This is a genomic window from Spirosoma aureum (genome assembly GCF_011604685.1).
Lineage (GTDB): Bacteria > Bacteroidota > Bacteroidia > Cytophagales > Spirosomataceae > Spirosoma > Spirosoma aureum.
Genome location: NZ_CP050063.1, coordinates 5,421,689 through 5,436,061 on the forward strand (window position 1 = coordinate 5,421,689; position 14,373 = coordinate 5,436,061).

A 14,373-nucleotide genomic window follows, 5' to 3' on the forward strand; every position below is an offset into this window, starting at 1 on the left:
TAAATTTTCCGGCCGTTTGGGCGAATATTGTACCTTTTCTAGAGCAGTAAAACGCGTACTCATGAAAGCTGTCGTCATCCATCGTCCGGGTTCACCTGCCGTTCTCCAGGTAGAGGAGCGCCCCATTCCGCTTCCTTCGGAAGGGCAGGTGCTGGTCCGGGTCAAAGCTTTCGGCCTGAACCGCTCGGAATTGATGACCCGAAAAGGGTTATCGCCCGGCGTTCAGTTCCCCCGGATACTCGGCATCGAGTGTGTTGGGGAGGTAGTCGATGACCCCTCTGATCAATATGCCAAAGGCCAGCAGGTAATGGCCCTGATGGGCGGGATGGGCCGGGATTTCGATGGAAGCTATGCCGAATTCACCCTGTTGCCTAAGCACCTGCTACGTCCATTCCAAAGCACGCTCCCTTTTGAGGTGCTGGGGGCAATTCCCGAAATGTTTCAAACGGCGTACGGCTCGCTGTATCCGGCCCTGGGTATACAGCCTGGCGAAACCCTGCTGATTCGTGGGGGAAGCTCGTCGGTGGGCATGCTTTCGACCCAACTTGCAAGCCTCGCGGGACTGGCCGTACTGGCAACGACACGTAACGCACAGAAAGAAAATGCGTTGCGTACTAATGGGGCCACACATGTATTGATTGATAATGGGCGACTGAATGAGGCCGTTCGAGCTATTTATCCGGAGGGTATCGATAAGGTACTTGAACTGGTGGGTACATCGACCCTGCACGACTCGCTTCTTTGTCTCAAACCCGGTGGCACTGGCTGTATGAGTGGAATGCTGGCTGAAAACTGGACGATTCCCGATTTTGCCCCGATAGATTTCATTCCCGCTACAGTGCGATTGACCACCTACGACAGTGGCCAGATTACCAGCCCGACGGCGGTATTTCAGGACTTCATCCGTCAGATCGAAGCGGGACAAGTAAAGCTCGCCGTCAGCCGGACTTTTACGCTTGATCAGATCGTGGAGGCTCACCAATTTATGGACAGTAACCAGGCAGCCGGTAAACTGGTCGTGCTTCCTTAACCGATTCTATAACTAGAGTTGTTTTGCTTGGATCCGTGCCACGGTTTGTTACCCCTGAAGCGCTGACAAACCGTGGCACGGATCCAAGCAAAACAACTGAACTGAAATAGCACCAAACAATCTATACTATGAACTGTAGCCTACTTACCTTACTAAGCATTTTTGTACTTATTTTCAACAACTTACATGCACAGGCGATTAAGCTGAAGAAGGATAGACTGATGCCTAATCTGGTATCAATGTCGTTCGAACGAGTAATGGGTAAAGAAGCCCTCAAAGTTGTGAAGGACTCTACGGTGAAAAAGATTGATGAACCTACGTTTGTCCGAATAAAAGACGTAGACTTTACCAATGGAACCATTGAGGTAAAGGTGTTGAGTCGATTGCTAAAGAACGCTCCAGAATCAGCGCGTGGCTTTATCGGCGTTGCGTTTCGGATCAACGAGGCCAATTCAAGCTTCGAGAGTATGTATATCCGCCCGACCAATGGCAGGTCAGATGATCAGGTCAGGCGTAACCATTCCGTTCAATATTTCTCCTACCCTGGTTATACGTTTGATCGCCTGCGAAAAGAAGCGCCGGAACGATACGAATCGTATGCAGATATGGCACTGAATGAGTGGATTACCCTAAAAATTGTCGTCAACGGGCAGGAAGCGAGGTTATATGTGAACGATACAAAACAACCCTGTTTGATCGTGAAGGACATGAAGCACGGCGCTACCTCATCTGGCGGTATCGGCCTGTGGGTTGAAGTAGGAACGGAAGGCTATTTCACAGACCTGAAAATTACCAAACAGCCGTAAACCCGACCTGAAATAGCTGCTCTCAACCTCCATTTGCAATCATAGTTAGACCTGACCTCGCAACAGCAACCTTACTGAACGATTTTATCATTGACTTTCACGTTTTTGAGCGTAAACCCGTTGACTACCTTTTTGTCGATAGCCGCATTTTTGCTTTCCACCACGAAGTTCTCAAATGAAAAATTGGAGAGCTTGTCGTGTTCTGAAATAGCAACGTCGAAGAATGTATCGCAGCTAAGCTCAATATTTTTGAGGCTTACATGATCGGAGTAAGAAAGTGGTACGTCTGGACGCCCCTGTAAATCGAAAAACTGCGTCCAGGGCTTCACATACAGCAGGCTATGGGCCTGCCCTTTTATGTTTTCGAGCGCAATATATTCGTAAAGCTGTGGTGTATCGGGTCGCATTTTAAGCCATAACACCCGGCTGGCCTCGCTTACGTGGCAGTTTCGCATCAGAATGTTCCGGTTATGAATCGCTTCGCTGCCGCAGGTAAGAGCCGAATGACAGAAGCCAAATTCACAATTTTCAATGATGATATTGGTGTTGGCTCCGTTGTTGGGCACACGGTCGGCCCATGGACCTTTGCCACCTTTTAGTGCAATTGCATCATCATTGACCGACATGTAACATCCTTTAATCAGTACATTGGAACAGGCATCCAGATCAATGGCATCCGTACTCGGCGCTTTTACCGGTTTGTAGGGCGAATAAATATGTGCATCGAGCACTTTCAGGTTCTGGCACTGGTAGTAATGACTTGTCCAGAAACCTGCATTGTGCAGTTTTACGTCCTGAACCTGAACGTTGTTGCATTTCCAGATAAAAACCAGGCGCGGACGAGAAACCTCCAGATTCGTACAGTTAGGATTTTCCTTACGTCTGGCCCAGAAAGCCTCCCAAAAGCGCAACCCATTGCCATCAATTGTCCCTTTTCCAGAAATGGTAAAGCCATCGACCTGATAGGCATTAACCAATGCAGCGAAGTAATCCAGACTTTGGCCCTCCATTCGCGACGGCAATTTTGGATAGTCGGCAATGTTGTTGGACCCCTTCAGAAAAGCCCCTTCTGCCAGGTGCAGATGGGTTTTGGGTTTGAAAAACAAAGCCCCACTCATGAACGTACCTTTGGGGATCACGACTACGCCCCCGCCCTGCTGAGCTGCCCTATCAATGGTCTTTTGAATAGCCTCGGTCTGTACTAGTGTACTATCGGTTTTTACGCCAAAACTGGTAATCACATACGGCTTTCCGAGTTGGGTAAGGCTTACTTTTCGGATCGTCGTAAACCAGCTACTGATGGGGCTTCCATCCGGAAACGACGCTTTCACCACGTTTTGCGCCCTAAGTTGTACGCTTACCAACACCGTACAAACCAGTGCAACTACTATTGATTTCATATTGATTAGGTTCTGGCCACAAGATTGGGTAATAAGCAGGCAATATGCTCACCTTTACGAAGTCGACTCTCCTGCCCTTTCACGTTTAGACCAACGAAAGCAAGATTTCGTGCTTTTTGGCGAGTAAAGTCTCATTCCTTACCGATTCCTTTGATCGTGCCACGAGCCCAGGACTAGTTATCGGGTCGCTGGGGCGGGTGAGATCAGGGTGATTTTTGGACGAGGTGGTTTTTTCATTCCGTGACCCAGAAAAAAGCTGGTATGGGGCGGCTGGTTATACCCCACGTTCTGCCAGGCAATACTCAGTCGATACTGCGGGTCCTGCATGAGTGTGTATAACCGGTGTTGAGTGGGAATCGTGGTGGTATAAATGCGTAAACTCTGGTTATCTTCGGTTCGAAGCACTACCTCTTCCCGCCAGTCACCGAACAGGTCAGCACTGAGAGCAGGAGTTGATTTCGTACCGTTGTTCGACGAACAGCCCTCGGCAGTTAGCAACCGGGCTGCCGGACCAGAAGGATTATATTTATCAATGTGGTTTCCATCGAGTAGTTCACGGGTTAAATCATCGTCCCACCAGACCAGAAAATTGGCCGACGCGGGACTTTCACCAACTCGTTTTCCGCTAGTGCTGAACAGTCCATTCGAACCTGACCACCACAATTCAGCGCCTGGATTGCCCGGATCAATATCTTCGGCCACGCCACGACCTACATCCTGCCCAGGAAATGCTCCCCAGAGAATTTCGCCGGTTCGTGCATCGTAAAGCGCTGCTCCATACCCTTTTTCATAACCCGGTATGGGTGCTTCATTTTCGTGGATTCCCCAGGCTTCGAGCCCTGGCCGGGCCGGATCGAGGTCAGACACGTGCAGGGCGTCGCCGTGGCGTAGTTTCGTCGTAAACAGACCTTTCCCGTTATCATCGACGCACATGGAACCGTAAATTAGTTCGTCTTTGCCATCGTTGTCGACATCCGTAACCGTTAAATTATGATTGCCCATGCCGGAAAATCCGTCCGCCGATTGTTGCGAATCAAATACCCAACGGGATGTCAATTTACCTCTCCGCCAGTCCCAGGCAGCCAATACGGTGCGGCCGTAGTAGCCGCGGCACATCACAACGCTGGGTAGTTTACCATCCAGGTAAGCCACGCACGCCAGGAAGCGATCGACCCGGTTGCCATTGTTATCGTTGCCACCGATCCCGCCAATGCCCCCCCAGCCGTCGGTCGGGTTGCGCGAGGGAATGTAATCAGTCGTGGCCAGGGCAGCCCCGGTTTTTCCATCGAAGATGGTAAAGAATTCAGGGCCATCCAGAATTTTACCTTCCAGCGGTCCGTCTGTTTTGGCCCAGTGCCGGGTTGAATCACCAATTACTTTCCCTAATCCATCTAGCGTACCGTCGGCCGTTTTGCACGCCAGTTCAGCCCGTCCATCGCCATCCAGGTCATACGCCATAAACTGGGTATAATGTGCACCCTCCCGGATATTATGCCCCAGATTAATGCGCCAAAGTAAGGTTCCATCCAGCTTATAAGCTTCCAGAATCGGTGGATCAGTCCTTCCTTTCTGGGAGTTGTCGCGGCCCCGGCTGACCTGATGTAGAATCAGTTCGTACGTACCATCGCCATCTAAATCAGCCGCCGAGGCATCGTTGGGCGTGTAACCGGCAGGCGTTTTTAGAGGAATCGTTATATAAGGATAAATCGCACTCGCCAACAGCCTATAGGTATCTTCCGGTTTCTGTTCTCCATTTGCAATAACTGCCCGAATACTATATACGACATCCTGCTGGATCGGGGCATTCGTATCGACGCAATTAGTACCTCCTGTTAAGGGACGTTGGTTTACTTTAAATGGCTTGCCTCCTTTAACGGTTCGATATAGGTTAAACGCAACATTGTCAGGATCGGTGACAAGCAGTCGCCAGCTCACAAATACGTGCTGACTATCCTGCCGAACTGCGACTAATCCACGATTTAGTTTTTCCATCAACCGCTGTGCATGAAGCTCATCTGGAAGCAGCAAAAAAAGCAACAGGTAAAGAAACAACAGCCAACAGGAAGACTGCCTTTGGTTCAGCCTAAGATAGGCTGGGCGTAATGTAGTTCTATAGTAATCAGGTGTATAGCGTTTAGTTGCCATCCGGCTTGAGGGTTGACTGGTTAGGGCTTGGTGGCCAGTAGAAACCTTCCACCGGGTCAGGATGAGCCGGGTCGAAGGTCGGCATAGTTATTACGTATTTTTTTAACCCCAGGTTACTGGCTTTGATCCCTTCTACAATACACCTGGCCAGTTCATACGCGCCATATGGGTTAAAGTGCGTATTATCGGCCAGGGGTTGATTTTGCCCCGGAAACGTGTTGGCCGGATAGTGTACCAGTGCTTTTTTAGAGTTCTCAACACCCAGTGCATCGTAAAACGCGGTAGTCATCCGGTTCAGATCAATCAGGGGCACGTTTTCCTGTTTGGCCACCTCACGGGCGGCTTCCGGATAATCGCCCAGCGTGTTGACCGATTTCCCATACACATCGAACGATCGGCGAGCCGTTGAGGTAACAATCACGGGAAGGGCTCCCTGCTCCCGCGCTTTCGAAACAAATAGCTTCAGTCGTTCTGTGTACGATTGGTAGGCCCCATCCTGTGGCCCTTTTTCCTTCTGATCGTTGTGGCCAAATTCAATGAATAGATAATCGCCGGGCTTGATTACACTAAGCACCTTGTCTAACCGGTGACTGTTTGAGAAACTTCCCAGACTCAGGCCCGATTCGGCATGATTGGCAATGGAAACGCCTGGTCCAAAAAAACACGGTATCATTTGACCCCAGGCCGCCCAGGGCTCCTCATCCAGATCAACTACGGTGGAATTTCCCGCCAGATAAACGGTGATGGGAGTATCTGTTTTCTCTATCTCAATGGCATTTACACAGGGACGCCCGTCACTAAACTCAAGGGTAAGCTTATCATCCCAGTCCAGTTTTCCAACTTCCCGAGGTTTTAGGCTAACGCGTCCACCCGTACTAATTTCCGGCCTGCGTATATTCACCACAAAACTAATCCGCTTGATTTCTCCCTTTTGCGTGGCCACGTGATGGAGCATGAGTCGTCGGGATTCGGCTTTTACGGTTGTCAGGCTCCGATCCTGTGTATCGCCCAGGGTTACAGTAACCTTGTAATTCCCCTCCTGTGGCACCGCTACCGAAAAATAAAACGGCTGGCTACTTGTAACAAACCCATTCGTGGCCGACCGGTTTATCAACTGAGCAGATGTATTTAAATCAAAGCCATAACCTCTGGCAGACTGGTAGCGCACCGAGGTATCCACTATAGTATATCCCTTTTTCACCTGCGCTCCAAAAGTAAAGGTTTGACCAGCAGCCAGATGAGTGATGAGCCAGCTTCCCCAGACTAGCCAGCAGATAAGGCCGTTTATGAATTGATTCATGGAAAAACCTTTTTCTTTCTAAGTTGAATCTCAAGTGTTTGCCATTTTGCTGACAGGTGTTCATTGACCAGAGGCAGCTATATAAACCTGCTTCTGGTCAACTGATTTTACCAGCCGGGATTTTGCATTGCCGTCTTTTGGTCGGCTGTTAAAATGGAACCACCCTGTTTCACCCCATCCAGAAATTTCTGTGGAAGCGGGCGCAGTAAATGTTTTGGCGCAATCGGTTTAGCCTCATCATTAAAGGCAGTCGCTCTGGCCACTAACGTTCGGGTACGCGACAAGTCTTCCCATCGCATTAATTCACCCAATAACTCCCTCGAGCGTTCATTGAGCATAAAGGCAATGAATTGATCAGCCTGCGAGGTTGCCCCTAACTTCGTATAGAACTGGTTGGTGGCACCAAAAATATCGGTTGCACTGTTCAGATGCATCGCATCGAGCGTGCTCGCAGTGGTTGCCGTCAGGTTATTGGATTCGAAATACGTGTTCTTATCCGAGTACGAAACGAATTGAGCCGTGTTGGCAGCCGTATTGTTTTTGTACGACAGCCCCCCATCGACATAAGCCGAACGGTCTTCTCCTGCTTTATAGGCCGCCCGATCGCGAACTTTATTCAGATAGGGAAGTGCAGCCACATACTGACCTAAACGGCCGTAGGCTTCCGCAGCAATCAGATAGGTTTCTGCCAGACGGGCCAGGATACCATCCCGCTGCCCAAACTGCGAAGCTACGGCATTCCGCGAGCCATCTAAAAACTTGGACAAGGACAGGTACTGGCTGGTGGTATAGTTGCCATGACCACCCAGCATATTTTCGGCCTGCCCGGCAAAATACCGGACATACATCGTCGGGGCCCGTAACGTAATGCCTGTAGCCGTATAGCGCGAATCGCCAGCCGAATTCACTATATACAAAACAGCCTCTTCACCACCGGCAAATTTGGGCTTGCCAACCAAACTCGGATTGGGAGCGGTTGCGGCCGTCCAGGTTGGGGCCGAAGAAGGCCGATTACATAGATAGCGGGTTTTAAAGCTTTTCCAAAAACGGGAATCGTTCACCCGGTCGAAAACATCGGTCGCGTAATCGGTCGTGCGTAACCGCTGGAACTCCCGATCGCCGGGAATATCCCGTTGCATACCCGGCAGAGTCTGGTAGATCGACGGATAGTACAAATGCACCTGATTGCCATATCGGCCTTGCGTAGCCGTATTACCGGAAAACTGAGCGGACAAAATGATTTCCTTATTGGTTTCGTTCGGACCGTCTATCGCGCTGAAATTCCATAAGTCGCTAAAGTTCGTTGCCAACGTGTGACCACTGGTGTTGATGACGAGATCGGCGTATTTGATGGCGTTTTGTAAGTCAGCATTCTTCGTGTTGCTGTTCCAGTCGCTGTTGATTTCGCTGGCCCGGTACAGATAGGCCTTCGCCAGAAAATGAGCGGCCGCCCATTTGGTGAGTCGTCCGGCTTCACTGACCGAGGCTGGGAGTAAATCATATGCCTGGGTAAAGTCGGCAACGATCTGATCATAAACCTGCTGGGTTGTTGCTCTGGCAAACTCCTCTTCAATACTGGTCGAAGGAACCAGTTTTAAGGGTACACCCCCAAATTGCCTGACCAGCTTAAAATAGTCGAATGCGCGCATAAAGTAGCCTTCGCCTGACCGGGTATTGGCATTGGCACCTCCTCCGTAATAGGTAGGCACATTCTGAATCATGATGTTGGCCGAGTTGATATTCTCGTACATATTATCCCACACCGTGGATATGTCGCCATTCTGGGAGTTGAGATTAGCATCATACGAGTTGAACATTTGCTCAGTACGATCGCCACCAACGGTAAATTCGTCGGTACCATAATTGGTCGTCGAGTAGGCCCACTCGTAATTAAAATGAAAGCGTAAGCTCTGGTACATGCCAATCGACAGTCCGTCCAGGCCGCTGGCCGTCTGAAAGTTCTGGGTCGTTAACAGCGTAATCTGGTTTTCTTCCAGAAAGGTTTCTTTGCAGGCGGTTGCCCCGGTCAGCAAACCTGCTGTCAGGACTATTTTATAGATATATCGAAGATTCATGAAAGTTCGCTTAAGGGGTTAAAATCCTACGTTTAGGCCGAAGACAAGCCCTCGGTTGAAATTGGAAAGTCCCGTATCGGGATCGAGCCAACTGATTTTCGAGTAGATCAATCCGGGATTCAGCAACTGGGCGTAGACCTTTACCCGCGATAGCCCAATTTTTTGAACCGCATTCGTCGGGATGAAATAGCCTAAGGTGATGTTCCGGATCTTGATAAACGAACCATCCTGATAATTCAGGGAATTCACGAAAGCATCACCTGCGGCACTATTGTAATTGGGGGCAGGATAGTCGTTGGTCGGGTTCGTAGGCGTCCAGTAGTTTACCAGTTGCTGGGCATACCGTCCCTGCAACGTTTGTCCCCCCGACTGAACCATAAATTTCCAGCGCGAGAAAATGAACGCCGATAATTGAATCCCTTTATAGGTAATCGTATTCGTGATGCCTCCTGTCCAGCTTGGGCTACTGCTGCCCCGGATTACCCGATCGTTATTGGCATCAATTTTATAATCTTTGTTCTGGTCAACCACCTTGATATCGCCGGGACGGAATGTTTGTCCATTGGCGGCATATTTCTGGATTTCTTCCAGGTCCTGGGGCGTGTTCTGCCAGATCCGTTCTTTCGCGTAATCATAGTAAACGCTCAGCCGCTGCCCAATAAACCAGAGGTTATTGATGTCATCTACGGGTCCATTGGCCAGGCTGACAATGCGATCTTTATTGGTGGCGAAGTTGATGGTTGTGTTCCATTCGAACTGACGCGACTTAATATTGGTCGTGTTTACTGTCAGTTCAACGCCCCGGTTAGAAGTCTCACCAACATTGGCCAGGGAAGTCGTGTAGCCGTTAATCGAAAGAATATTCCGCAGCAGCAGTAGATCGGTCGTTCGGGAGGTATAGAGATCCAACGCACCATTGACACGGCCTTTGAACAAATTGAAATCGATTCCCAGGTTATATTGCCGGGTATGCTCCCAGCCCAGTTGGGGGTTGGGAAAGGAGATGGGAGTGGCCAGCGTGGCATCCGACGAAACATAGCCCGCCTGCACGGAACTGCCAAAGGTATAGTACAGGGTTTGCAGGACACCCTGCGTCGAATAAGGGCTGATAGCGGCATTCCCGGTCTCACCAACGCCTACGCGTACTTTCAGTTCGTCGACCCAGGGAACGGTTTTCATGAAGTTCTCCTGATCCAGACGCCAGGCTACCGATAGCGAGGGGAAGAAATCCCACTTATGCCCCGGCGCCAGTTGGGATGCACCATCCCATCGACCAAATGCGGTTACGATGTACTTACTGTTGAAGCTGTAATTCGCCCGGGCCATGTAAGAAAGCAGTGAGGATTGAACCAGGTTACTACCGAATCCATCCAACGCACTCACCGAGTTCAATTGATACCACAACTGGCTGTTATAGGGCAATTTAGTAGCCGTCATCGACGAGGTTTCCTGCCGGTATGAGGTGGCATTGTGCAAAAAGGTCAGGCCGATGCTGTGTTGACCAAACGTCTTGTCGAAGTAAAGCAGGTGATCCAGCGACCAGGAAAAATTATTGGTATTGTTGAGCTGGGCGTAATTGGTAGACCCCGGCTCACCTCCTCCCCGGTTGATCGAGTTCTGGTCCATCCAACGGCCGTTATTGTTGTAATAAAAATCAGGACCGAAGTTTACCCGATAACGAAGTCCATCCATAATTGTAACCTCTCCGTAGAGAGAAGCCACAGCCCGGGTTACCTTTCGCAAATTGATGTTGTATTCGTCTTCCCCGATCGGATTGAGGATGGTAATATCACCGCCGGGTAGATTGATCCGCTTGCCATTGGCGTCAAAAGGCTGGGCAAATGGCAACATCCCTTTGGCGGCTGCATACAGACTGCCAGCTCCTGATGTACTGGTCGAGGAAAAGCCGTAATTCTGTTTACTGAACGTTCCGTCCAGCGTTCCGCCCATTTTAAACCACTTTACCGGATTGACGTCAACGCTTACTTTCGCACTGTAGCGGGTGTAGTCCTGCCCGAGTTGGGTGCCTTCCTGGCGCAAATACCCGAATGACCCGTAGGCTTTGATTTTGTCGGTTCCGCCACTGGCGCTGATGATGTGATCCTGCGTGATACCCGTACGTTTTACTAAGCCCGTCCAGTCTGTTGTGGGAACCAGGTCACCGTTCCAGGTCCCGTTGACCCACCCTTTGTTGACATTAGCCAGCGCGTAGGCGTCACCGCCAAAAATACGCTGATCGTCTACCTGACTGGGTCCATCCGGGTAACCGGTGCCCGCAGGGGTTGTTTTCCCCGCCAATGTGTTGATGTAGTTGATCCGGCGATAGGCATCTCTTCTTAGGTCGATGTATTGAGCCGCATTCATCATCTGTTGCCGGTCCTGAATCTGCTCAAAGGTGGAAGTGCCGACGTATTCAAGGGCTAAACGTCCACTTTTACCCCGTTTGGTCGTGACGACAACTACGCCATTAGCTCCACGGGACCCGTAAATGGCGGTTGCCGAAGCATCCTTCAAAATGTCTATGGCCTCAATATCATTCGGATTGATAAACTCAATACCACCCGACGATAGTGGTATGCCATCCACCACGTAGAGTGGATTGTTGGTGGCCGTCAACGAGCGATTACCCCGGATTCGAATGCTGCCCATTTCACCGGGTCGCTCATTGGAGGTAATATCAACCCCGGCGGCTTTGCCCTGAATAGCCTGCAACGCATTCGCGACCGGCCTTGACCGAATATCTTCGGCACTTACGCTCACCACAGAAGATGTTACATCGGTTCGTTTTACCGTGTTGTACCCGACAACCACAACTTCACTAAGCGTTTTATTATCGGGCAATAGCTTGATATCCAGTGAACTTTGCGCGCCGACAACTACTTCCTGTGATGCATAGCCCACCAACGAAAATACCATCGTGTTGGTAGCCCCTTCAGGTACAGTCAGTCGGTAGCGTCCATCTACATCGGTCGTTGTTCCACGGGTTGTTCCTTTCAGCACCACATTGACACCCGGCATGGGCGAATTGTTTTCATCCGTTACCCGGCCCGTGATGGTCATATCCAGAATCATGGCCGACCCATCCAGCGCCCCTTCGGCCGATGAGGTTTCCAACGTGGGTAACGGTTTGAGAACAATCAGCCGGGAATAAACAGTATACCCAACGCTAAGGGGCTGAAGGAGTCGGTCGAGCAGTTCACCCAGAGGTTCATTGACCGATACGACATTCACCCGACTCTCCACAGGGATATATCGGTTGTTATAGGAGAAACGGACATCGGCCTGCTGACTGATCTGGCGTAAAACCTCACGCAGGAGTATTTTCTCCGCCCGCAGATTGATCCGGCGGGTCAACAGCTCCAGCCCGCGTTGCGGATAAGCCACTGATACGGAAGCAAACCAGCCCAACAACAAGAGGGGCAATGCCGAAATTTTCATCAAATAAAATCCTGTGCCGACGATTCGTCGGTAATTTTTTGTAGACTTGTTCATGTTTTGTAAAGGTTTGTAGCCTAGCGAAACCAGTCCCAGCATTCCCTCCCGGAACGCAATTGAGCAGCAACTCAGTGGGGACCCGAAGCCATCGGTGCAGCAACATCGGTGGCTTCTTTTTTATCAGGATTTATTGCATTTTTAGAGGGTTATAGGTTAAGTTAGGGACAGCCGGAGCCCGTCAGTCGAATGCGATTACCGATTAACTCCGCTCGCGTATCGGGCCCAATGGTTTCGGCTAAAATGGTCAGCTTCTCTGTTAGGGGTTCATCGGATAAACTTGTCGTAATCAGGCAGTTTCGAAACGCAGCCGGATCGAAATCGATGGGCATATCATATGCTTTGGCCAGTGCATCAAGTACGTCGGATACGGGCACTTCGCTGAACTCAAATTGTTGTTCATTGAGCCGTTCAGAAAGTGCTGAAGGTTGTTTGATCCGTTGGGTAATGAACGGCTCCTGACTGCGAACCACCCGTAGCTCTTCATTCGCCCGCAGCGAAATGGGACGTTCAGTGGAGGCAGCGGCTGAGTTCCGGTATACCAGCACATTCCCAGTGCGCACCTGGATTAAAGTCCCTTTATTTTGCGGCAACACCTTGACCAGAAAGCTAGTACCTACTACTCGGGTGATCAGCTGGCTGGTTTTTACGTAAAACGGTTGCCTGGCATTTTTGTGAACCTCAAAAAAAGCTTCCCCCGTCAGGGTCACTTCCCGTCGATTAGCCGCAAACATAGTCGGGTAACGAAGCGTACTTCCGGGAAACAACCAAACCACACTTCCATCGACCAAGCTCACTGGCTTCTTTGTGGCTTGCTGATTGGTAACCACCTGCCAGGTATGTATTGCAGATAGATTGGTCGGGGCAACCGGGCGACTGGCCCACCAGCTAACTCCTCCTACCAGTAGCAGCACCGCGGCCGCCCGCCAGAACCAGGATCGGTGCAGCGATCTAATCGGAACGTCACGTTCCTCTTCTACCCTTCTAACCTTCTTCCAGGTAGCCTCAATCTGTTCATTCAGTTCCTGGGGTGATAAATAGTCGACCGGAATAGCGGTTACCCGCAGCAGATCAGCGGCCTGCTGCGCCAGCGAATGCAGTTGGGGGTGGGCAGTCAGAAACTGTGTAAAGTCATGATCCGGCCGGCCAAACTGCCCAGATGACACCCAATCCCGAAAGGTAGGGTCTGTTGCAAATTCATCAGCAGTCGTAAACGTTATCCATCCCTTCATGGTCCGTTGGGCTTTTTCATGAAGGGTCAACAACGTTTAAAACGTACTCACTAAAGAGGAAAAATTTTTGAAAATTTTGTATTTAGTTTTCCAGAAAGCTAAAATATAGCCAAAATAATACTGGTAATGAGGTAGGAAACTGACTGCGCAGATTAGTCAATGCCCGGTGCAGGAGATTAGAGACGGATTGGTAGTTAATATCCAGAATTGAAGCAATCTGGTCTTTTTCTAAGCCTTGATAATACCGCAAATAGATGATTTCCTTCTGGCGGGGTGGCAGCTGATTCATCAGAAGATTGAGCTGGTGCAATCGCTCCCGGTCAATTTCATCGGCAATCCAGGTTTCTTCGACCGAAAAGGAAATGGTAAAAGGCATATCCTCAACGTCACTGGGAAGTGATCCAAAACGCTGATTCTGACGGGCTCGCCGACATACTGAGTGACGAACGGATGCGAACAGGTAGGTACGAATCGACTGGATTGGCTGGGTCAGGGTACGGCGCATCCAAAGATCAACCAGCACATCCTGCACGCAGTCCTGAACCAGTTCTTTATCGCTCGAAAACTTACGTCCGTAGTGTATCAATGAAGCAAAGAGACGTTCCATCAACTGAGTAAATGCCGACTCTTGATCCTCCCTGATTAATCGCCATAGATCGTCATCACTACGAATGGTTTTACTCATGGTCAATACGCTACTTATCAAAAGTGTTTTCGGCTCCTTTAGGATGAACTTTCTTTGCTTGATCAGACGGTATCTGTTTTACGCGAAACGAAGCCATCTGCCGTTCTTTGATTCGACAAGCAACGGTTGATCATCGGCAAATTCTTTCAATAATCTCTACTACTGTAGGCAACAGGATTGTAGGATTTTCTGGCTGTTTGTGCTAGTA

General features: G+C 50.0%; 9 protein-coding genes. 2 read left to right on the plus strand and 7 right to left on the minus strand.

The annotated features are described in order from the left end of the window. Positions 1-61: 61 nt before the first annotated feature. Positions 62-1,030, plus strand: coding sequence for a zinc-binding alcohol dehydrogenase family protein (locus G8759_RS21630; protein ID WP_167212289.1), 969 nt, complete (start codon positions 62-64; stop codon positions 1,028-1,030). A 128-nt stretch (positions 1,031-1,158) separates the two neighbouring features. Further along, positions 1,159-1,836, plus strand: coding sequence for a hypothetical protein (locus tag G8759_RS21635; RefSeq protein ID WP_167212292.1), 678 nt, complete (start codon positions 1,159-1,161; stop codon positions 1,834-1,836). Positions 1,837-1,907: 71 nt separating this feature from the next. Here the strand turns inward: G8759_RS21635 and G8759_RS21640 are convergent, their stop codons facing one another. From G8759_RS21640 to G8759_RS21670, 7 genes are all read right to left on the minus strand, one after another. Further along, positions 1,908-3,236, minus strand: a complete 1,329-nt coding sequence (locus G8759_RS21640) for a rhamnogalacturonidase (protein ID WP_167212295.1) — start codon at positions 3,234-3,236, stop codon at positions 1,908-1,910. Between the two features lie 177 nt (positions 3,237-3,413). Continuing rightward, complete coding sequence (locus tag G8759_RS21645) at positions 3,414-5,228, minus strand: rhamnogalacturonan lyase (protein ID WP_232073894.1); 1,815 nt, start codon at positions 5,226-5,228, stop codon at positions 3,414-3,416. Positions 5,229-5,370: 142 nt separating this feature from the next. Further along, entirely contained in the window at positions 5,371-6,681 is a 1,311-nt protein-coding gene (locus tag G8759_RS21650; RefSeq protein WP_167212302.1) for a rhamnogalacturonan acetylesterase, read from the minus strand. Positions 6,682-6,788: 107 nt separating this feature from the next. After that, positions 6,789-8,756 (minus strand): RagB/SusD family nutrient uptake outer membrane protein, encoded by a 1,968-nt coding sequence (locus G8759_RS21655; protein WP_167212305.1) that lies wholly within the window; start codon positions 8,754-8,756, stop codon positions 6,789-6,791. 18 nt (positions 8,757-8,774) lie between these two features. Next, positions 8,775-12,248, minus strand: coding sequence for a SusC/RagA family TonB-linked outer membrane protein (locus G8759_RS21660; RefSeq protein WP_167212308.1), 3,474 nt, complete (start codon positions 12,246-12,248; stop codon positions 8,775-8,777). Between the two features lie 161 nt (positions 12,249-12,409). Continuing rightward, a complete protein-coding gene (locus G8759_RS21665) occupies positions 12,410-13,480 on the minus strand; it encodes a FecR family protein (protein WP_167212311.1) in 1,071 nt (356 codons plus the stop codon). An 82-nt stretch (positions 13,481-13,562) separates the two neighbouring features. Next, the gene (locus G8759_RS21670) at positions 13,563-14,165 is read right to left on the minus strand and encodes an RNA polymerase sigma factor (protein WP_167212314.1); all 603 of its coding nucleotides are present in this window, start codon (positions 14,163-14,165) and stop codon (positions 13,563-13,565) included. Positions 14,166-14,373 lie beyond the last annotated feature (208 nt).